This window comes from Paractinoplanes durhamensis (genome assembly GCF_016862175.1).
GTDB lineage: Bacteria > Actinomycetota > Actinomycetes > Mycobacteriales > Micromonosporaceae > Actinoplanes > Actinoplanes durhamensis.
This window is the reverse complement of the sequence record NZ_BOML01000084.1, coordinates 42,544-63,473: the sequence shown is the minus strand read 5'-3', so window position 1 is coordinate 63,473 and position 20,930 is coordinate 42,544. Positions and strand designations below refer to the sequence as shown.

15 protein-coding genes are annotated in these 20,930 nt (G+C 69.5%); 6 read left to right on the top strand and 9 right to left on the bottom strand.

The window, feature by feature from the left end; translation table 11 throughout:
* Nucleotides 1-94: 94 nt before the first annotated feature.
* Nucleotides 95-5,095, bottom strand: coding sequence for a family 43 glycosylhydrolase (locus tag Adu01nite_RS44290; protein WP_203735401.1), 5,001 nt, complete (start codon nt 5,093-5,095; stop codon nt 95-97).
* 147 nt (nt 5,096-5,242) lie between these two features.
* The gene (locus tag Adu01nite_RS44285; protein WP_203735400.1) at nt 5,243-5,782 is read right to left on the bottom strand and encodes a DUF2231 domain-containing protein; all 540 of its coding nucleotides are present in this window, start codon (nt 5,780-5,782) and stop codon (nt 5,243-5,245) included.
* Between the two features lie 107 nt (nt 5,783-5,889).
* Between Adu01nite_RS44285 and Adu01nite_RS44280 the strand changes: the two genes are divergently transcribed.
* Nucleotides 5,890-7,311: a ferredoxin reductase family protein gene (locus Adu01nite_RS44280; RefSeq protein WP_307836677.1), complete on the top strand. Its 1,422-nt coding sequence runs from the start codon at nt 5,890-5,892 to the stop codon at nt 7,309-7,311.
* A gap of 18 nt (nt 7,312-7,329) precedes the next feature.
* Here the strand turns inward: Adu01nite_RS44280 and Adu01nite_RS44275 are convergent, their stop codons facing one another.
* Nucleotides 7,330-8,838 (bottom strand): serine/threonine-protein kinase, encoded by a 1,509-nt coding sequence (locus Adu01nite_RS44275; protein ID WP_203735399.1) that lies wholly within the window; start codon nt 8,836-8,838, stop codon nt 7,330-7,332.
* Nucleotides 8,839-9,034: 196 nt separating this feature from the next.
* Here Adu01nite_RS44275 and Adu01nite_RS44270 point away from each other — a divergent pair, with 196 nt between their 5' ends.
* The 3 genes from Adu01nite_RS44270 (at nt 9,035) to Adu01nite_RS44260 (ending at nt 13,520) form a co-directional block, all read left to right on the top strand.
* Nucleotides 9,035-11,335, top strand: a complete 2,301-nt coding sequence (locus Adu01nite_RS44270) for a GAF domain-containing protein (RefSeq protein ID WP_203735398.1) — start codon at nt 9,035-9,037, stop codon at nt 11,333-11,335.
* Entirely contained in the window at nt 11,308-12,207 is a 900-nt protein-coding gene (locus Adu01nite_RS44265; RefSeq protein WP_203735397.1) for a PAS domain-containing sensor histidine kinase, read from the top strand. The genes Adu01nite_RS44270 and Adu01nite_RS44265 overlap by 28 nt, the downstream gene beginning before the upstream one ends.
* Before the next feature lie 80 nt (nt 12,208-12,287).
* Nucleotides 12,288-13,520 (top strand): FAD-dependent oxidoreductase, encoded by a 1,233-nt coding sequence (locus Adu01nite_RS44260; protein WP_239133179.1) that lies wholly within the window; start codon nt 12,288-12,290, stop codon nt 13,518-13,520.
* Between the two features lie 36 nt (nt 13,521-13,556).
* On the opposite strand, the gene folE is transcribed toward Adu01nite_RS44260, so the two are convergent.
* The 6 genes from folE to Adu01nite_RS44230 form a co-directional block, all read right to left on the bottom strand.
* Nucleotides 13,557-14,147: a GTP cyclohydrolase I FolE gene (gene folE / locus Adu01nite_RS44255; RefSeq protein WP_203735395.1), complete on the bottom strand. Its 591-nt coding sequence runs from the start codon at nt 14,145-14,147 to the stop codon at nt 13,557-13,559.
* On the bottom strand, nt 14,113-15,249 hold the full coding sequence (gene pabB / locus Adu01nite_RS44250; protein ID WP_203735394.1) for an aminodeoxychorismate synthase component I: 1,137 nt from the start codon (nt 15,247-15,249) through the stop codon (nt 14,113-14,115). The genes folE and pabB overlap by 35 nt, the downstream gene beginning before the upstream one ends.
* Nucleotides 15,246-16,073, bottom strand: a complete 828-nt coding sequence (locus Adu01nite_RS44245) for a bifunctional 5,10-methylenetetrahydrofolate dehydrogenase/5,10-methenyltetrahydrofolate cyclohydrolase (RefSeq protein ID WP_203735393.1) — start codon at nt 16,071-16,073, stop codon at nt 15,246-15,248. The genes pabB and Adu01nite_RS44245 overlap by 4 nt, the downstream gene beginning before the upstream one ends.
* Entirely contained in the window at nt 16,073-16,978 is a 906-nt protein-coding gene (gene purU / locus Adu01nite_RS44240) for a formyltetrahydrofolate deformylase (RefSeq protein WP_203735392.1), read from the bottom strand. Before purU ends, Adu01nite_RS44245 begins: the two co-directional genes overlap by 1 nt.
* 1 nt (nt 16,979) lies before the next feature.
* Nucleotides 16,980-17,837, bottom strand: a complete 858-nt coding sequence (locus Adu01nite_RS44235; protein WP_203735391.1) for a methylenetetrahydrofolate reductase — start codon at nt 17,835-17,837, stop codon at nt 16,980-16,982.
* A 66-nt stretch (nt 17,838-17,903) separates the two neighbouring features.
* Nucleotides 17,904-19,235, bottom strand: coding sequence for an aminomethyl transferase family protein (locus tag Adu01nite_RS44230; protein WP_239133178.1), 1,332 nt, complete (start codon nt 19,233-19,235; stop codon nt 17,904-17,906).
* A 171-nt stretch (nt 19,236-19,406) separates the two neighbouring features.
* Between Adu01nite_RS44230 and Adu01nite_RS44225 the strand changes: the two genes are divergently transcribed.
* Both Adu01nite_RS44225 and Adu01nite_RS44220 read left to right on the top strand, forming a co-directional pair.
* Nucleotides 19,407-20,303, top strand: a complete 897-nt coding sequence (locus Adu01nite_RS44225) for a LacI family DNA-binding transcriptional regulator (RefSeq protein ID WP_203735390.1) — start codon at nt 19,407-19,409, stop codon at nt 20,301-20,303.
* Between the two features lie 25 nt (nt 20,304-20,328).
* Nucleotides 20,329-20,928 (top strand): TetR/AcrR family transcriptional regulator, encoded by a 600-nt coding sequence (locus Adu01nite_RS44220; RefSeq protein WP_203735389.1) that lies wholly within the window; start codon nt 20,329-20,331, stop codon nt 20,926-20,928.
* Nucleotides 20,929-20,930: the final 2 nt, after the last annotated feature.

The following is a 20,930-nucleotide window of genomic DNA, read 5'->3' as shown; positions in this document are numbered from 1 at the left end:
GTCTCCTCGGCAGCGATCGACCAGAACCGATGTTCAAGCTAGCAGCTGCGGGAGCGCTCCCATAGGGCCGGCGCGCGCCGGGCGGCCTCGGCGGTCACCTCCTCGGTGGCACCTGGAACAACTGCGGACGAGGGCTGCTCGCGTTCCCGGCCCGGTCGACCGCGCGATACCAGATCACGTGCAGGCCCTTCCCGGACACCGTGAGCGGCTTTCCGTAGGTGTGCCAGGTGCGGTCGCCGTCCAGCCGGTACTGGATGAGCTGGATGCCGGAGGTCGCGTCGGTCGCGGTCAACCGGATCGTCGCCGTTCGTTTCGCCTTGGTCACCTCCGCGTCCGCGGCCGGCTTCACCGTGTCGCGCTTGACGGTCAGGGCTTTCACCGGCGACTGGTTTCCCCATCCGTCGGTGGCCCGGACCGACACGGTCGTCACGCCGTCGCGGACCGGGATCGGACCGGTGTACGTGCGCCACCCGCCACCGTCGACGCGATACTCGCGGATCGGGACGCCGGACGGGTCGGTGGCCGTCACGATCACCGATACCGCGGAGGTGAACCAGCCGGCCGTGCCGGTGGCCCGCGCCGGGCTGGTGGTCGCGGCGACCTCCGGCCCGGTCGTGTCGCGGACCAGCGGGACGCTGATGCTCTGCACGTCCGCGACGTTCCCGGCGTGGTCGGTGGCCCGGAACTGGACCTGCTGGACCCCGGTGACGGTGAACGGCTTCCGGTAGTCCTGCCAGGCCCCGCTACCGACCCGGTAGGCGATCGCGGCGACCCCGGACTCGGTGTCCTGGGCGCTCAGCGTCACCGTCGATGTCGTGCCGGTCGTGGTCACCTCCGCCGCGGTCATCGGCGCCTCCGCGTCGACCTGCACCCGGACGTCCACCGGAGCGCTGAGGATGCGGTTGGTGCCCCGCGCCCGGTACGACACGGTGTAACTGCCTGCGGGCAGGGCGACCGGGTCGGTGTAGGTGACCCAGTTGCCGGGCGTCACCGCGTACTGAAGCTCGCTGTTGCCGGCCCCGCCGGTGAGCGTGAGTGTCGCGCCCGAGCCCAGCCATCCCGAAGCCGGAAGGTTGGCGGTCGGCAGCACTCCGGTGTAGCTGAGCGGGTCGACGCTCTCCAGGGTCGGCACGACCGGCCGGATGAAGCCGTCGTCGTCGAAGTAGACACGGTCGAGCGTCGTCTCCCGGTGCGTCCCGTCGCCGCCGGGGATCGCGAAGCGGTGGTAGGCGATGTACCACTCGTCGACGCCGGCCACCTGCACGATCGAGCTGTGCCCGGTACCCAGGATGCCCAGCGAACGGTCCTTGGCCAGGATGACGCCACGCGCGGTGAACGGACCGTACGGGCTGGTGGCGGTGGCGTAGCCGACCCGGTAGTTCTCGCTGCGGGTGTCGTCGATCGAGTAGGTCAGGTGGTAGACGCCGTTCCGCTTGTTCATGAACAGGCCCTCGCGGAAGTCGGTGAGCCCGGTGATGGTGCGCCGCTCCCCCAGCGAGGTCATGTCCGCGTTCAGCGGGGCCACATAGGCGGTGCCGTTGCCCCAGTACAGGTAGCTCCGGCCGTCGTCGTCGGTGAACGCCGCCGGGTCGATCTGCTGGGCGCCGCCGAAGTCCTGGCGGTTGACCAGCGGTGCCCCGGAGTCGGTGAACGGTCCGGTCGGCGAGTCCGAGGTCGCCACCCCGATGTTGCCGGCGGCACAGAAATAGAAGTAGTACGTCCCGTTCGCATAGGCCGCGGACGGCGCCCACGCGTTGGTGTGCGCCCACGAGACGTCGGCCAGGTCGAGAATCGTGCCGTGCTTCGTCCAGGTGGCCAGGTCGGTGGACGACCAGACGGTGAACGTCGTACCGCTCCAGCCGTCGAAGCCGTCCGTCGTCGCATAGATGTAGTAGGTGTCACCGAACCGCACGATGTTCGGATCGGCGTACAGGCCGGGCAGGACCGGCGAGCGCATCACCCGGGTCGTCACCGTGTACCCGCGGGTCACCCCGGCCGGGCTGGTGACGGTGATGCGGCGCGCCGTGGACCAGTCGCCGGCCTCCGCGCCGGTCACCGCCGAACCACCCGCGACGGTGAAGACCGGCGCGAGGTTGCGCACGTCGGTGCCGGCCTTGACCGGGAGCACGATGGTGCCCGCGTCGCCGTCGATCAACGCCGGCGCCTTGAGGCTGTCGAGCGTCACGGCGGTCACCACGGTGGCGTTCGCGCCGATCTGAGCGACCTCGCCGGCCGCCAGGGACCGGTTGTACAGGCGGAAGTCGCGCATCCGGCCCTTGAAGTACTTGTCGCCGGTGTAGACCGACCGTCCGATGTAGTTCGCGGTGGTGACGCCGCCACCGATCGAACCCGGCGTCAGGGTGACCGCGGCGTTCGCCCCGACCTGGCGTCCGTCGAGGTAGAGCGTCGCCGTCCCACCCCCGAGCGTGTACGTGAGCGTGTGCCACGCGCCGCGGGGCAGCGCACTGCCGCTGGTGGCGTTCTGCTCGGTGGTCCAGTTCCCCGAGGCGATCGCGGCCCGGTAGGCGCTGTCCCCGGTGCTGAAGACGTAACCGTTGCCGGTGCCTGCGGAGGTGTTACCCATGCCCCACAGGAAGTACGGCGTCGTCTGGGCCGGATCGACCCAGGCCTCGACCGAGACCGTCATGGCGTCCAGACCGGCCAGCGCGTTGTTCGGCAGCTGGAGGTAGCCGTTCGTCCCGCCGAACGTGAGGCTGCCGTCCGCGAAGGTCGCGCCACCCAGCAGTTGGGCGTTGTTGCCGTTGCCGGAGGCGTCGGCAGTGCCGGTCTCCAGCGGGTAGCGGGCGATCAGGCCGTCCGCGCCGGCCGGGAGCGGTTGCGGAGCGCCGGTGAGCCGGTCGAGTTCGGCCTTGGTGACCGGCAGGACGGTGCCGTGGCGAGGGCTGGCCGGCAGCGTGTAGGCGGCCGGCACCTTCCACTGCGGCTGGTTGAGGTCGTCGGTGCCGAGCGGGATGTAGCCGCGCCCGCCGTACTCGTCGACGAACAGGTAGTACTTGTTGCCGGAGGTGTCACCGGGGTTGGCCTTGAAGACGGTGGGGCCCTCCACCGCCGACGTCCCGGCGGCCTTGCCGATGCAGGACGCGACGATCTTCCACTTCGGGTTGTCCGGGTCCCAGGCCGGGTCGGACGCGTCGTCGACGGCCACGAGGGAGTCGGCGCGTTCCTGGATGATGTCACTGCATCCGGTGACACCGCCCTCGTCCTTGGTGAATCGGTGATAGACGCCGTTCTCCGCGATGACCGTGCTGTCGATGCGGGAGGCACCGAAGTCCTGCCACACCTGGGCGTCGCTGAACGTCACGAAGTCACGCGTGGTCGCGTACAGCATCTTGTTGTAGGTGGTGCCGGTATGCCCGGGGTCCGACGCGGCGTAGATCTTCGAGGCCCAGTAGACGACGTACGACCCGAGCTCCGCCGACCAGAAGGCCTCGGGTGCCCAGGTGTTGCCGGCCGTCGGCGGGGAGACCAGCACGTGCCGCTGCTGTCCCCAGGTGACCAGGTCGGTGGACTCCCAGACCTCGATGTAACGGCTGCCCTGACGCTGCGAGGCGTCCCACGACGTGCCGCCGCCGATCGACAGGTCGGTGGCGATGAGATAGAACTTGTCGCCCTCCGGGGAGCGGATCAGGAACGGGTCGCGCAGTCCCTTGGTGCCCAACGTCGAGGCGAGGGCCGGGTTGCCGCCGTTGAGTTCCTTCCACTTCAGGGCGTTGTTGCCCTCGCTCGCCGCAAAGTAGATCTTCTCGCCGGCGACGGTGTTGCCGGTGAAATAGGCGAAGGTGTAGCCGGCGAGCGGCGACGCGGCGGGCAGCGGCGGCACGGTGGCGACCAGCGTGCGGACGGCGGTGGCCGAGCCGACCCGCACCGTCGCGGTGAGTCCGACCTTGCCGGCCGGGCTCCCGGCGGTGGGCCGGTGCACCTCGCCGGTAGCGGTGATGATCGCCGGGTCGGCCGAGGCCCAGGAGATCCGGCTCTGGTAGCGGCCGGTCACCGGGAGGGTGAGGTTTCCGCGTACGTCGTCGACGTTGGCGACGGTGAGCGCGGCCGCCGCCTCGGCGGCCTTCGCGGCGTCGGACAGGTCGGCCGGCACGGTCACCGTGAAGGCGCGGGTGTCCTTGACATCGCCGCTGCTGATCGACGCGGTGAGGGTGACCTGGGCGTCGGCGGCCTGCCGGGTCACCACGCCGCGGTCGCTGATCACCGCGGGATCGGACGAGGACCAGGTGATCGCGCTGCCGTAGACCGGCCCGGTCGCCGGAAGTGTGAGGTCGGTCGTCACCGCGCTGGTGTCGCCGAGCGTCAAGGCCGCCCGGTCGGCCACCACCCGCACGCTGTCGGTGATGGCGATGCCGTTCGCCTCGGTGGCGCTCAGCGCCCGGTCGTAGATCCGGAAATTGCGAACCTGCCCGCGCAGGTAGGCGTCCGCGGTGTAGACCGAGCGACCCAGGTAGTTGGCGGTCGTCGTACCGCCGCCGAGGCCGGCCGGGGTGAGGGTGACGCCGGCCTGGGTGGCGACGGCCGCGCCGTTCAGGTAGGCGGTGGCCACCCCGGAGCTGTCCAGGGTGTACGCGATGCTCACCCACACCCCCCGCGGCAACGGCGAGGCGGACCGCGTGGTCTGCTCGGTCGACCAGTTGCCACTCGCGATCGACGCCCGGTAGGTGTCGCCGGTGGTGAACACATAGCCGTTGCCGACGCCCGCGGCGTCGGTGTTGCCCATCGCCCAGATCATGTACGGCGTGGCCTGCGCGGGGTCGATCAGCACGTCGGCCGAGACGGTGATCTGCCGCAGTCCGGACAGGATGTCGTTCGGCAGCCGGACGTACCCGTTGGTGCCGCCCAGTTTCAGGCCGCCGGACGCCGACCAGGAGGCGTCGCCCACCAGCGTGCCGCCGTGCCCGTTACCGGAGTCGTCAACGACGGCGGTGCCCGTGGTCTGGCTGAGGTCGTAGCGAAGAACAAGCCCGTCGGTGACGTCAGCGGACGCCGGCACGCGACTGCCGATCAGGGCGACGGCGGTGACGGCGGTGACGGCGACGGCGCGAACAAACGCACGGCGGGCAGCGGCAACCATGGCGGGCCTCGATCGCAGAACGGGGGTACGCCAGCCGAAGCCCGGCGCTGATTGCCGGGAATTGTTAACGATAACAATTCCCGTGTCAATACATTCACATACGTGAAACCCGCTTGTGACAAGGCGTCTCCGGGCGGAGGGCAGACATCAGGGCGCTTGACTCGCCGTCCCGGTCCACGCCGCCTTCGAACCCGAGTCACCGATCCGGTAGACGCCGTAAACGCCGGCGCCCGCCGAGATGATCGCCAGCACAGCGATCACCGCCGTCACGGTCGTCGAAAGCGGCGCCAGGTAGGTACGCCGGCGGGTGAGCGTCGCCGTACCACCGGACCCCGGCAGCACATCGCCGGCGGCGGCCTCCACGGTGGCCTCGCGACCCCGCCACCAGACGACCAGAGCCAGCACCGCGATCGGAACGGCGTAGAAGATCGCCGTGTCGCCGAGTTCGGTGTGGTCACGCAGCAGCGCACTCTCCGGGAGCCGATGTTCGAGCCACTCGCCCGCACTCGTGGTCAGCGGCACCAGAACGACCACCACCACCGCCAGTATCGCGTTCGGCCCGGCCAGACGCTGCCGAACACCCGGCAGCACCGAGGTCAGGACGAGCAACAACGCCGCAAGCGGCAACAACACGACGATCGCGTGCACCAGCAGGATGTGTGCCGGCAGTCCGTTGACGGTACTCATATAAATCCTTCCGGAAGATGCCACTTCGGGCGCAAACCGTTTACCACCCGAAAGCGTAGGGACTCGATTCTTCGAGTTCTCCCATTTCCACGAGCCACGCTGGCGCAGTGAGCATCACGAGCAAAGGTGTGTCGGGCCGGGTCCGGTTGGCCGGGTCGCACCATCGCATCCCGCCACCGCACGCGCCGCGCCGCTGGTGGCGTGATGCCGCCGGCTCGGCCGCCATCCTGAGTGTGGTAGCCGTGGTGGCGCTGTGGCTGGCGAACGGCGGGATCGGCAACGTGCAAGGTCTCGGTGAGCCGGCGACCACGATCGGCCGGCTGACCGGCCTGGTCGCCTCCGATCTGCTGCTGTTGCAGGTGCTGCTGATGGCCCGGATCCCGTGGGTCGAACGCGCATACGGCCAGGACCTGCTGGCCCGGCGGCACCGGGTGATCGGCTTCGCGTCGTTCTGGCTGATGATGGCCCACGTCCTGCTCACCACGATCGGCTACGCGCAGTCCGGGCGGGCCGGGGTGCTCGCGGAGGGCTGGCACCTCACGGTCACGTTCCCGGGCATGCTGTTGGCGGCCGCGGGCACGCTGCTGCTGATCCTGGTGGTGCTCCTCTCGGTCCGTGCCGCGCGCCGCCGGCAGCGCTACGAGACCTGGCACCTGCTGCACCTGTACGCCTACCTCGGGGTCGGGCTGGCCCTGCCGCACCAGCTCTGGACCGGGGCCGATTTCACCGCCGGGCCCGTCGCCCGCGTGTACTGGTGGGGGCTGTACGGTTCGGCCCTGGCGGCGGTGCTTGTCTTCCGGGTCGCGCTGCCGATCTGGCGTTCGGCGTACCACCGCCTGCGGGTCGACACAGTGGTCGCCGAGGCTCCCGGCGTGGTCTCGGTCTACCTGCGCGGACATCGGCTCGACCGGCTACCGGCCCGCGCCGGCCAGTTTTTCCTGTGGCGCTTCCTCGACGGCCCGGGGTGGTCGCGGGCGCATCCCTACACGCTGTCGGCGGGGCCGAGCCAAGATCTACTACGCATCACCGTCAAGGACCTCGGGGACGGCAGCGGCCGGGTCGGCGGCTTGCGCCCGGGAACCCGGGTCCTTGTCGAAGGGCCCTACGGGGCGCTGACCGCGGAACGGTCGCGCGGCCGCCGGGCATTGCTGATCGCCGCCGGAGTCGGCATCACCACGATGCGCGCTCTGCTCGATGACCTCGGCCCGGCCGGAACCGGCACCACGCTGCTCTACCGGGTCCGCACGCACACCGAGGCGGTCTTCCGCGCCGAACTGGGCGACCTCAGCCGCAGCTACGGCGTCCGCGTCCTCTACCTCGAGGGCGGCCGCGGGCGTCACCGGTCCTGGCTGCCGGCGGGCTACAGCCAGGGCGACGACACGGCGGCGCTGAGGTGGCTGGTTCCCGACGTCGCCGAGCGCGAGGCCTATGTGTGCGGGCCACCGGCCTGGATGGCCGCCGTACGCACCAGCCTGCGCGACGCCGGCCTGCCCGATCATCGGATCCACGCCGAGGAGTTCGCATGGTGAGGAAAGCATGGGTCAGCATCACGATGCACTGTTGACCATCGAAGGCTCGCTCCCGGCACAGCTCACCATCATCGTGACGTAGGTGTTTCCGTGCCGGAACGTGACCGACGGCCCGTCCGATGGTCCAACATCGGTGTCGTCGACCTTGTAGGGCTTGGTCGTGGCCCAGGAGAGGATCTCGGCGGTCGACGGTTCCGGGCAGATCGCGCGGATCGATCCGGCCTCCGAAGTGAAGGTGCGCTCCTCAGGGGCAGCGGAGATGGTCGGTTCGGCGCTCGCGGTCGTGGGGGGCGCCGCCGGCCCGTCCAGGCCCCCGCCAGGAGGAGACGTTGTCGCCCGGGCCGCCGCAGTAGTGGCTGTCGCGCCGCGGGTCGCGGCTCCCGCGGCCGCCTTGGAGGCCCGGAGGGTGGGTGCCGTGGCGGCCGGCGTGGACCGCACCGCCGAGGGCGACGCCTCCGGGACGGTGGCCGGCTCGTCCCGCTGCAACAGCCACGCCGCGCCGGCGGCGAGGAGAAGCGCGACGGCGCTCCCGGCGATCAGACGCCGCCGGCGCCCGACCGGCGTGGCGGTCTTCGCCGCCCGGGCAGCGGTGGCCCGGGCGGAGTCGGATGGGACCAGTCGCGAGAGTTCGGCAGCGACCAACGCGGACGCCGGTGCGGGTTCGCGGTCCTCGGTCGCGGTGTTCCGGCCTGCGCCCTGGGCCAGCAGTGCGGCCGCCTCCCGCGCGCTCGGCCGCGCCGACGGTTCCGCCTGCAAGCACCGGTTGCCCAGCTTGATGACGTAGCCGGGGACGCCGGGCACGGACGGCAGCGGCGGCGGCTCGAAGTAGGTGTGCTTCGACAGCATCGTGGTGGTGTCCTCGATGGTCCACGGCGAGCGGCCGACCAGCATCAGGTGGAGCAGCAGCCCGAGCGCGTACACGTCGGAGGCGGGCTCGACGGCGTCGTCGCGGAGACGTTCCGGGGCCAGATAGGCCGTGGTCCCGAAGATCATCTCGCCGTCGGTGCCGAACCCGGAGGGTGCGATCGCGGCCGCGATGCCGAAGTCGACCACCTTGGCCCCGGTCGCCGACAGCATCACGTTCGCGGGCTTGACGTCGCGGTGCACGAGACCCCCGGCGTGGGCGGCGGCGAGCGCGGCCGCGACCTCCGCAGCGACCCGCATGGCGAACCGGGGTTGCGGCAGGCCCTGGCCGAGACGCCGCAGCAGGGTTCCGCCGGGCACGAACTCCATCACGACGTACGGCACCTCGTTGGCCTCGCCGTAGTCGTGCACCTGAGCGATGTTCGGGTGGGTGATCGCGGCCGCCGCCTGCGCCTCGAACCGGACCCGTTCCCGGAATTCCGGATCGCCGGCCCACTCGGGCGCCAGCACCTTCACCGCGACGGTACGGGCAAGCACCTCGTCGTGGGCCTCCCAGACGACGGCCATGCCGCCCTCACCGGCCACCCGGACCAGGCGGTAGCGCCGGCCGAGAAGGTCGCCTTCGGCGGGTGTCCAGGTCGGATGGCCGGGTTCTGCGTTCACCCCGGCAGTTTGCCGCCATCGGCGAAGGTGCGCATCCCCGGTAACGGACAAATGAGAACATTCCCAGCTTCACTTCACCCGAATCATCAAGTGTGACCGCTCCCCTTTTGCTCCTCAGCCGCAATGAAGACTGTTCGGATTAGGCCCGTGTACTGCCGATGAGAGGTGCACCTACGGTCGAGGAGAGCAGGGGCACATGGATGCTGTCGAGTCCGCCCGGCTGGCGGCACTGCGGGATTACGGACTGCCCGACCCCACGCTCGACGAGCAGGTGCACGCGGTGGTACGGATGGCCTCCGCAGCGATACAGGTGCCGTACGCGGCGGTCAACGTCATCGACGAACACCTGCAATGCCAGCTGACCACGGTGGGGTTCGAAGGAAGCGACACCTCGCGTACGGATTCGATGTGCGCGCTGCACTTCCGGGACGGCGACATCGTCTGGACCGCGGATGCCAGTACGCACTCCGAGTACGCGCTCAACCCGTGGGTGGACGGAACCCTGGGAAAGGTCCGCTTCTACGCCTCCGCGCCTCTGGTCACGCCTGACGGTCATGCTCTCGGTTCCTTCTGCGTCTTCGACACGTCCGCCAGGGACATCGGCGCCGCCGAACTGGCGCTGCTCAAGGACAGCGCCGACGTGCTGATGGCGCTGTTCGACCGCCGCCGCCAGGCGCGGGTCTTCAGCTCACTCGCCCTGCGGGCAGAACAACAAAGCATCCAGCTCGCTGAGGCGCTGCGCGAGGCAGAACTGCGCGAGGCGTTCACCGACGCCGTCCTGGAGTCCGCCGACGTCGGCATCGTCGCTTGCGACGCCGCCGGCCATCTCACGCTGTTCAACCGGACGGCGCGCAACGCGCACGGCATCGACGCCGACCCCGACCTGACACCGGCGGAGCACGCCGCTCGCTACAGCCTCTTCCGGCCGGACGGGGTGACCCCACTGGCAGCACACGAGGTTCCACTGGCGCGGGCCCTGAACGACGGCGGCGTGACCGAGGCCGAGTTCGTCATCGCCCCGGTCGGCTGTCGCCCGATCCGCCTGGTGGCGTCCGGGCGGGCTCTGGTCAACGGCGACGGCGAGCGACTCGGTGCCGTCGTCGTCCAGCGTGACGTGACCGACGAGCGGGACCGCGTGGCCGCATCGGCACAACGAGCAGCCCGGGAAGCTGATCGCTTACGGACCACGATCGCGGTGCAGCGCGAGCTGACAACCGCCGCCACCGATCAGGACCGATTGCTGTCGCTGGTGGCGGAGCAGATGCACGAGGTATTCCGCAACTGCGGGGACGTCATCGTCGGCCTGCTTGAGCAGAACGTGCTCACGGCCAGGGCGGTAACCCCGGGCCTGCGCCATCTGCTCGGCACCGAACTGGGCACCGATGGAACCTCCCTGTCCGGTGAGGCAGTCCGGACCGGAACCACACTGCGCACCGGTGACGCCGGCACGGACCCCCGCGCCGACCGCACGATCTGTGCCGCCGCCGGAATCGTGTCGATGATGGCAGCGCCGTTGTTCGCCGGTGACGAGGTCATCGGAGCTGTCACCGTCGTCGCCGCGGTCGCCGATGCGTTCGACGAGCACGACGAGCAGCAGCTGACGTTGCTGGCCGGCGCCCTCAGCGGCGCGCTGCGCCAGGCCGAGGACGCCGCCCGCAAGACGAAGGCTCTGGCTGCTCTGGAGCAGAGCGAGACGCGGTTCCGGCTCGGGTTCGACCGCTCGCCGCTCGGTATGGTCCTGACCGGTCTGCAGGGAGCCGAGCAGGGCGTCTTCCTGCAGGCCAACCCGGCTTTGGCCGCGATCACCGGGCACACCATCGAACGTCTGGTCGGGATGAACGTACGGGAGCTGCAACACCCGGACGACGTGCCCGGCACCGTTGCGGCTCTGCAGTCGCTCGCTGCCGGCCGGCAGGAACAGGTCACCTACGACAAGCGGTATCGGCATGCCGACGGTCACTACATCTGGGTGCGAGTGCACGCGGCCGTGGTCCGCGACGACACCGGCACCCCGGCCTACCTTGTCACCCAGATCGAGGACATCGACGCCCAGCGCAACGCCGCCGCACAGTTGGCCGAGCGGGCCCAGCTGCTGGATCTGACCCAGGACGCGGTGATCGTCCACTCCCTCGACGGCGGGATCCGCTACTGGAACCCGGCCGCCGAGCACATCTACGGATGGCAGGCACAGGTTGCCACCGGACACGACCTCCATCGGCTGCTGGCCACGACCTGGCCGGACGAGACCAACGCCGCTTTCGTCGAGCAGACCCTGCGCGAACACGGCCGGTGGACCGGCGAGCTCGAACATCGGCGGGCCGACGGCAAGCGAGTCGTCCTGCTCAGCCGGATGGCCCTGCAACGCGACACCGACGGGAATCCGATAGCCGTCCTCGCCATCAACACCGACATCACCGCACGGCGTACGGTCGAACGCGCGCTGACGACCGCCAGCGGGCGCTGGCAGCGATGTTCGCCGGCGAGATCGACTCGGTGAGCGCGGAAGGGCATCTGGTCCGGGCCGACGGCTCGCCGCTCGACGTACACCTCAATATCGCCGCGGTCCGCGACGACAACGGCGAGCCCCAACGATTCGTCGGCATCTTTCAGGACATCACCGACCGCAAGACCGCCGAGCGGGAACGCGACACCGCCATGACCACGCTCGCCGCCAAGAACACCCAGCTCGAAGACGCCAACCAGCTCAAACTCGACCTCATCGGCATGCTCGGCCACGAGATCAACAACCCGCTGACCGCCATCCTCGGCTTCGCCGACCAGTCCCTGACGAACGGGGACACCATCTCTCCCGCCAAATATCGTGACGTCCTGACCGTGATCGACCGCAACGCCCATCGTCTCGCCGGAGTCGTGCGCGAGGTTCTCGCCATGGTCAGTCTCGAGGCCGGTCGGCTCACCGCGAACCCGGAACTGGCGGACGCCCGCGCCCGGGTGCTCGCCGCGGTAGCAGCCACCCGCGAGACGTGCGACATCATCTGCCCCGGCGACGCCATCGCACTCGTCCAGCCGGGGCACCTCGACCAAATCCTCACCAACCTGCTGTCCAACGCCGCGAAGTACGGCGGTGGCGCCACCGCCGTCCGGATAGCGAGCCAGGACAACCACCTACGGGTCAGCGTTGAGGATCAGGGACCGGGAGTACCCGAACCCTTCCGCGAGCACCTGTTCGAACGGTTCTCGCGCAGCGACACCACCGCCGGACGGATCAGCGGAACCGGACTCGGGCTCTATATCGTCCGGGAGCTCGCCCGCGCCAACCGCGGTGATGTCACCTATCAGCCCAACCCGATGGGTGGATCCATCTTCACCCTCCACCTGCCGCTGCCGGATTCCACGCGCCTGCATTGAGCGCTCTCGACGAGCCGCCGGAAGGCCGACGGCCTGCGCAACCTCCTTGTCCGACGACAGGGCCCCGGTGTGTTCCGAGAATGCGACTACGCACTGGGAGCACTGTGTCCAAGACACGCATCGCCATCGCTGGGGCCGGTTTGTCCGGCTTGACCCTGGCCCACTATCTGCATCGCCACGGCCATACCGTGTCCGTCTACGAGCGCGACACCGGCCTGTCCGCCCGCGAAGCCGGCTATCGGGTACACATCAACTCGACCGGGACCTCGGCTCTGCACGCCGCGCTGGAACCACGGTTGTGGGAGTTGTTCCTCGCGACCTGCGGCATGCCCGACGAGGACATGCTGCTCTTCGACGAGCACCTCACCCCGCGCCCGGCCCGGGACAAGGCCGCCATGACCGGGATCGGGGTGCCCACCGAAATTCCGGAACACCTCGCCGTGTGCCGTTCCACCCTGCGCCGGATCCTCTACCTCGGCCTGCAGGACCTCGTGCACTTCGGCGCACAGGTCACCGGTTACCGCACCAACCCCGACTCGACGATCACGGTGCTGCTGGCCGATGGCAGCACGACCGACGCCGACGTTCTCATCGCCGCTGACGGCATCAACTCCGCCGTCCGCGCGCAGCGCCTGCCCCAGGTCCGAGTCGCCGACCTCGGGGCCCGGTCGATCGCCGCGAAGATCCCCCTGACTCCGCAGAACAAGGCGAAGCTCCCGGCGCAGCTGTTCAACGCGTTCTCCATGGCGTACGACAGTGATTACACCGGCCTGACCCTCGCCCCGCTGGAACGCACCGACCCCCGGTCGGCCCTGGTCCTGGAGCAGGACGCGGAGTTTCAGCTGGAGGCCCAGGAGAACTACGCGCTGAGCATCTTCAACTCGACGGCGGATCGCATGATCCCGGATGACGAACTGTTCAGCGCCGGACCGGGCGAACTGAAGGATTATGCGCTGCACCGACTGGCCGGCTGGCATCCGGATCTGCTGGAGATCGTCCGGCTCTGGGACACCGCCACCGTGCAGGCGCTCGCGATCCGCAGCTGCATCCCGGTGCCGGCCTGGGAACCGTCGACGGTGACCGTCATGGGTGACGCCGTCCACGCGATGAGTCCGGCCCTGGGCATCGGTGCCAATACCGCCCTGCGCGACGCGCACGTCCTGGGCGATCAGCTCTTGGCCGCGGCCAGGGGTGAGAAAACGCTGATCAGCGGCATCGGCACCTACGAGGAGACCATGCGGGACTACGCCTACGAGGCCATCCACAAGTCGGGGTTCGTCGGCCAGAAGGTGATCGGCCACCGCACCGTTTAGGTCTGAACGGCCCAGGGCGCGGCATCTGGGCAGAAGTCATCCGCGGGCCACGGCGAGAAATTCCTGCCGGGTACGGACGTCGGTGCGCAGCCGGCCGAGCATGGCGGAGGTGACCGTCGTGGCCCCGATGGCTTGGACTCCCCGCAGAGTCATGCAGGTGTGTTCCGCCTCGATGAGCACACCGACGCCCTTGGGCTGCAGGCGATCGGCAATCCAGTCGGCCACCTGTTTGGTGAGTCTTTCCTGGACCTGGGGGCGCAGCGCGAAGTGCTCGACGATGCGGGCAAGTTTGGAGAGGCCGAGGATTCGCGTGTCGGGTAGATAGCCGACCGCGGCGGTACCGAAGAACGGCAGCAGGTGATGCTCGCACACCGACCGGAAGGGTATGGCGCGGGCGAGTACCAGCTCGTCGTAGCTGCCGTCGTTCGGGAAGGTGGTCAGCTCGAACGGGCGTGGGGTGAAGAACTCCGCGTACGCCTTGGCCATCCGCCGTGGGGTTTCGCGCATCGTTTCGCCGTCGGTGGCGATGTTCAAGGCGTTCAGGAAGTTCCGGGCGGCCAGTTCGGCGGCGTCCAGGTCGATGGCCTGACGGTCAGCGACGACACGCGTCGTGGTGGGTGTTGACATGGCGGTCTTCTCCGATGGTCAGGACGGCGGCTTTGGCGAGGAGTTCAGCGTGTTCGGCGACGGGGTCGGAGCCCCAGGTGATGCCACCGCCGGCGCCGTAGACGGCGCGGCCGGTCTGCCGATCGACGACGGCGGTCCGGATGGCGACGCTGAAACGCGCCCGGAACTGCGCAGTCGATGGGGCGACCACGCCGATGGCGCCGCAGTAGACGCCGCGAGGGCCGCTTTCGATGTCGCGGATGATCGCCATGCTGCTCGCCTTCGGTGCGCCGGTGATGGATCCGCAGGGGAACAGCGCCGCGAAGATGTCGGCGAGTCCGGTGCCCGGCCGCAGCCGGGCAGTGATCTCGGAGGTCATCTGCCAGACGGTCGGGTACGGCTCGAGCGCGAACAGGTCGGTGACCTCGACCGTGCCGAGTTCGGCTATCCGGGCCAGGTCGTTGCGGAGCAGGTCGACGATCATCACGTTCTCGGCCTGCTCCTTCGCACTGATGCGCAGCCGCCGAGCCTGCTCCCGGTCGTGCACGGCGTCGTGTCCGCGCTCGGCCGTGCCTTTCATCGGCCGGGTCCGGATCTTGTTGCCGGTCTGTTCGAAGAACAGTTCGGGGCTGGCGCTGGCGATGACGTACCGGCCGAGGTCGAGGTAGGCGTTGTAGGCGCCTCGCTGGGCGGTGGCGAGCTGGGCGTACAGCGCGAATGGGTCGCCGGTGAAGTCGGTCTCCAGGCGGTCGGTGAGGTTGCACTGATACGTGTCGCCGGCCGCTATCCGCTCCCGTACCGCATCGACCGCCCGCGCGTGCTCGGCGGCGCTCCATCCCGGCACCCACCGGGTCGGCCCGGCGGCGCCGGGTCGCGGCGGTGTCACCGGCGCTACGTCAACCGGTGGCGCGGTGATCCCGAACCAGGCCGGCGGCGGTGAGCCGGGCGCTACGTCGTACGCGACATAGCCGTAGGCCCAGTCGCCGCCGGCCGTTGCCCGCTCGACCTCGGCCAGCACCTGGGGGACCTCGTCGGCGCGGTCCGTGCTCACCACCCGCCGTGGGGGCGGAAAGGCGAGGGCATGACCGGCCGTCAGGTCGTCGAACCGGGCGAGGCTGTTCATCCGCAGGCGGCACGGAGCGTGTTCGCCATCAACATGGCGATGGTCATCGGGCCGACGCCGCCCGGGACCGGTGTGACCTGCGCGGCGATGCCCCGCAGCTCGGCGGTGCGGACGTCACCGGTCAGGCCGTGCGGGGTGCGGTGGATCCCGACGTCGATGACGGCCGCACCCGGCTTGACGTGTTCGGCGCCGATGAGGCCGGGCACGCCCGCCGCGACCACCAGGATGTCTGCCTCGCGGGTGAGCGCGGCCAGGTCGGCGGTGTGTTTGTGGGCGATGCTGACGGTGGCATCGTGGTGCAGCAGCATCTCGGCCATCGGGTGGCCGACCAGCGAGGAGCGGCCTACCACGACGGCGTGGGCGCCGCGCATCTTGACTCCTTCGGAAGCGAGCAACTCGATGACGCCGCTCGGGGTGCATGGTCGCAGGCCGTTCTCGCCGCGGGCCAGCAGGCCGGCGCTGCGGGTGGTGAGGCCGTCGACGTCCTTGCCGGCCGGGATCCGATCGATCAGCGCGCCGGGGTCGAGGTGCGCCGGAAGCGGCAGCTGCAGCAGGATGCCGTCGCAGCCGGGATCGGCGGCGAGTTCGTCGATCATCGCGGCGACCTGGCCCTGGGGCACCGTGGCGGGCAGCGAACGGTGCAGGTCACGCATGCCTGCCTCGCGGACCGCCTTGCGCTTGCCGGCCACGTAGACGGCGCTGGCCGGATCGTCGCCGACCAGGATCGTGGCCAGTCCCGGCTTGCGGCCGAGGGTTGCCACCTCGGCGGTTACCTGGGCCCCGACCCGCAGCGCGACGGCCTTGCCGTCGATGAAGGTGGTCATCAGGCGAAGACGATCGTGTGGTTGTCGTGGCGGATGACCCGGTCCTCGCTGTGCCACTGCACGGCCCGCGACAGCACCGCGCGTTCCACGTCGGCGCCGCGGCGTTGCAGGTCGACGACCGAGTCGGCGTGGCTGACCCGGACCACGTCCTGCTCGATGATCGGGCCTTCGTCGAGGTCTTCGGTCACGTAGTGCGCGGTGGCGCCGACCAGCTTGACGCCGCGTTCCTTGGCTTTCGTGTATGGGCCGGCGCCGATGAAGGCGGGCAGGAAGCTGTGGTGGATGTTGATGATCGGTACGCCGAGCCGGGCGATGAATTCGCCGGAGAGAATCTGCATGTAGCGGGCGAGCACGACGAAGTCGACGTTGCCGCGCAGCAGGCGCAGGTGCTCGGCCTCGGCGGCGGACTTGTCCGGTCCGGCCGACGGCACGTGGAAGAACGGGATGCCGAAGGCGCGTACCTCGTCGGCGGTGTCGGGGTGGTTGGAGATCACCATGGCGATGCTGACCGGCAGGTCGCCGCGCCGGTGCCGCCAGAGCAGGTCGAGCAGGCAATGGTCGGCCTTGGACGCGAAGATGGCCACTCGTTGCGGGATGGACAGGTCGCGCAGCCGGTATTCGAGGTCGAATCCCTTGGCCAGCGCGGTCTTGAGGTCCCGGTCGATCTGCGGGAGCGCGGCCTTGAGGTTGTTCAGGCTGAAGACCGTACGCTGGAAGAACGCTCCGCCGAGCGGGTCGTCGGAGTACTGGTCGAGCGACACGATGTTGGCCTGGTGTTTGCCGAGCACCGCGCCGACCGCTGCGACGATGCCGGTGCGGTCGCTGCCATGCACGATCAGTGAGGCTTGGTGGTGGGTTGGTGTGCGCGACGGCGCATGCAGGGGCGCCTGCTGGACGATGGTCATGTCAGCCCTCCTTCTGGAAATTGGTGATCCACTCGGCGGTGGCTCGTAGCCCGCCGAACGTGTAGAAGTGCAGCTTCACCTCGCCGTGCCGGGCGGGGTGGTAGTCGCCGGCGAGGGTGCGCAGGAAGCGGTCGGGTCCGGCGGTTCCCATCAGGTTGGTCAGCGACAGGCCGTATTTCTTGGCGATCGACGCGCCGGTGCCGACGCCGAACCGGGTGGCGAAGCGCAGCAGCCGTCGCACGCCCGCCGGGCCGGGCACGCCGATGCGGATCGGGCTGGTGATGTCGTGCTCACGCACCTGCTCGATCCAGTCCAATACCGGGTCGGCGTCGAACCCGAACTGGGTGATCACGTCACCGGTCAGGTTCTTCTCGCGCAGGGCCGCGTGTTTGTCGATCAGCGCCGGCCAGAGCACCTGATCGGGGATGCCGGGGTGCCCTTCCGGGTAGCCGGTGATGCTGACCCGCCGGACGCCGTGCTTCTCGAGCAGACCCGACCGGATCACCGAGAGGGCATCGGCGTACGGGCCGTGCGGTTGGCTCGGGTCCCCGCCGACCACGAAGATCTCGTCCACGGCGGCCTCGGCCCGCAGGGCCGAGAGGAATTCGGCGAGCATCGGCTCGGAGGTCAGGCGGCGGGCTGAAACATGCGGTACGGGTATCCAGCCCCGCCGCTTGACGGCGCGGGCCGCGGCCACCCGCATCGCGAGGTCCTCGTTGCCGAGGAAGGTGACGTTGATCCGGGTGCCGGCCGGAATGTCGGCGGACTCGAGCTCGTCGATGTCCTTGCCGGTCATCTCGACGGAGAAGCCGCGCAACAGCTCGGTGAGCCGCTGCGACCTCAGGGGTGTGGACGTCATGGGTCTCCTCATGGGCAGGAGTCATCGCCGCCGCGCTCGCGCGGCGGGGCAGGCAGTGCGGGAGGGTCAGTTCCGGCGGTACGCGGTGCGGGCGTGCTCGTTGTACGGCGTGGGCTGCACGGAGGCGCGGATGCGCGGCAGGTCGACGCTCTCCCCGGTGCCGGGGTCGTCGCCCCAGACGACCTCGACCGTCGTGCCCGCGGTGGTGTGCCCGGGGTCGATCAGCGAGAGGGCCAAGATCGCGTCGTAGGGGTGCAGAGATGCGGTGTGGTAGGTGCTACCGATCAGGTCGCCGCCGGTCGTCTCGATGCGGTGCCGGCCGTAGCTGAGGACGAAACCCGGATCCGTCCCGTCGCCGATCACCCGTCGCACGTCATCGTTGTCGAAGACCAGGGTCACCTTGGTGAAGCGGGCGTTGTCCTTGGCCTTGACCAGCGCGTCACGGCCGATGAAGTCATGGTCGAGATGGACGAGCCGGCCGTAGCCCAACTCGTACGGGGTGACGTAGTAGTCCTCGATGTTCGCCGAGAAGTGGCTGCCGTGCAGTGGACGCTGGCCTTCGATGCCGAACAGCGGCAGCCAGCGGCGGTAGCTGTCCAGTTCCGGGTCCGTGTAGATCGCCGGGGTGGGGGACGGGATCCAGCCGCTCTCGACCGAGGCGGTGGTGTAGGCGAGCGCGCCGACGTGCACGATGCCGAGCGGTTCACCGGCTTTGCGAAGGGCCTCCTTGACGTACGCGCCGTCGGCCCAGTCGCCGATGAACTCGTACCCGGCCTGCCCGGCCATGCCGTGCCGCAGGGCGCGGAAGCGCCGCCCGGCCAGGGTCACCTCGGCGGTGTGGAAGAACTTGGTCGGCGGCAGTGGCCCGCCGAACACGCTCTCCACCACCTGCTGGGCGAGCGGCCCCTGAACCTGGAAGCGGAACAGCGCGGGGCCGCCCCCTCCGGGCCGGTACGCCGAGGACGGGTCGGTGGTGAACGAGACGTCGTAGCCGCCCTGCTCGCCGTGCCACTGCACCCAGTGCTGCGAGGCGGGGATGCCGCTGAGGGTGTATTTCTGCTCGCCGAGCCGGGCGAGGATGCCGTCGGTGACGATGTAGCCGTCGCGGGTGACCGGGACGATCTGCTTGGCCTGGCCGATCGCGAACTTCTCGTAGTTGTTGGCGCTGACCGCCGCCAGCAGTTTGGTGGCGTCGGGGCCGTCGATGAACAGGTCGTACATGTGGTGGGAGAGGTCGGAGAGCGCGACGCCCTCGTGCCAGGCCGTCTGCTCCGGCCGCCAGCCGGCGTACTCCTTCTCGACGACCTCGGGCGTCCACGGCGCGGCGCCGGGCTTCCACAGCATCTTCACCGGCGAGCCGGCCTTGGTGATGCCGTCCTGAAGACTAAGCGGTCCCATTCAGGGGTTCCTTCCAGGTTTTCCCTGATCACAGGGTTGGATGTTGCATCACTAAATCGAGCTAGTTACGGAAGCTACCTCGCTGTTTCGCGCTGTGGCAAGGACCACTTCGCTCGACGGCCTCGGTACGGTCGTGGGATGGCAGATGCGCGGCGGGCGACGCTCAAGGACGTGGCGGCGGCGAGCGGGGTGTCGCGGGCGACGGTCAGCTTCGTCCTCAACGCCACCCCGAACCAGACGATCTCGCCGGCCACCCGGGCGCGTGTCCTGCAGGCGGTGCGCGACCTCGACTACAAGCCGCACACCATCGCCAGGGCGCTGCGCGAGGGCGCTTCCCGGGTGGTGCTCATGCACATCGACATCGGCCTGGAGGGCAACTACTCGCGCAGCTATATCCGCGGTCTCGACCAGGAGCTCGCGCTGCACGACCACGTTCTGCTGGTACGACATGGTCCGGCCACCGCCGAAGCCACTCGCCAGGCGCTCGACACCATCAATCCGCGCGCGATCCTCGAGTTCGGTGAGCCGTACCTGACCGGACACGAACTTGACGACTACGGTGGCGGCCGGCTCGACGGCCTGGCCGCGCACGCCGCCATCCAGATCGGCCATCTCGCCGACCAAGGGCATCGCCACGTCGCGCTGGCTATCGGCGAGCAGGCGCCGCTGGTCAAGACGCGGCTCCGCTTCACGCGGGACGCCCTGCTGGCACACGGGCTCGCCCCGCTCATCGAACTCGTCGTGCCCCGTCCGCGGGAAGCGGGAGCCGCCGCGGTCGCTACCTTCCGCGAAGCGCATCCGGAGGTCACCGCGATTGCCGGCTACGACGACGACGTCGCCTTGCGGACTCTGACCGCCCTGGCCGACCTGGCGGTCGCGGTGCCGGGCGAGGTAGCGGTCATCGGCTTCGACGACACCGAATACGGCGCCCTGTTCAACCCGGCGCTGACCACCGTCCACATCGATGCCGAAGCGCACGGCCGGCGCACCGCCCGCTCCATTCTCGGCCTCGACATGACGGATCTGACGTCGAATCCGGCCAGCGTGATCGTCCGCGCATCGGCATAAAAGCGGCACACTATACTCACCGTTCGTGAACAGCGAAGAGCGGCGGGAACGAATCCTGCGCGAGGCCGCCGCCCTGTTCACGGTGCACGGATACGCCGGCGTCAGCATGAACGACGTACTCGTCGCCGTCGGTGGTTCGAAAGGCACGCTGTACCGGTATTTCACCGACAAGACCGACCTGTTCCGGTCGACGGTGGAGATGCTGATCGATGAGCGCAACAAACCACTGAGGTCCTTCCATCCGAGCGACTCCGACCCGGCGGAGGCGCTGCGCGAATTCGGCCGGCATTCCGCCGCTGTCGTTCTCGAACCCGGGGCGATCGCCCTGCACCGACTGATCACGGCCGAGGCGGTCCGAGTCGAGGGCCTCGGCCAGACGTTCTTCCAGCACGGCCCGGCCGTCGGATACACCGCCCTGGCCCACTACCTCGACACACTCGCCGCATCGGGCCTGGTCGGGATCGACGACACGATGCTTGCCGCCGCGCAGCTCTATCACGCGATGGTCGGGGCGTTGCAGATGCGACTGCTGATCAACGCCGACGACCGGCCCACCGCGGCCGAGATCGAGGCGAGCATCTCCGCTGCGGTGGACACGTTCCTCAACGGCGTCGGCCGCCGATAGTC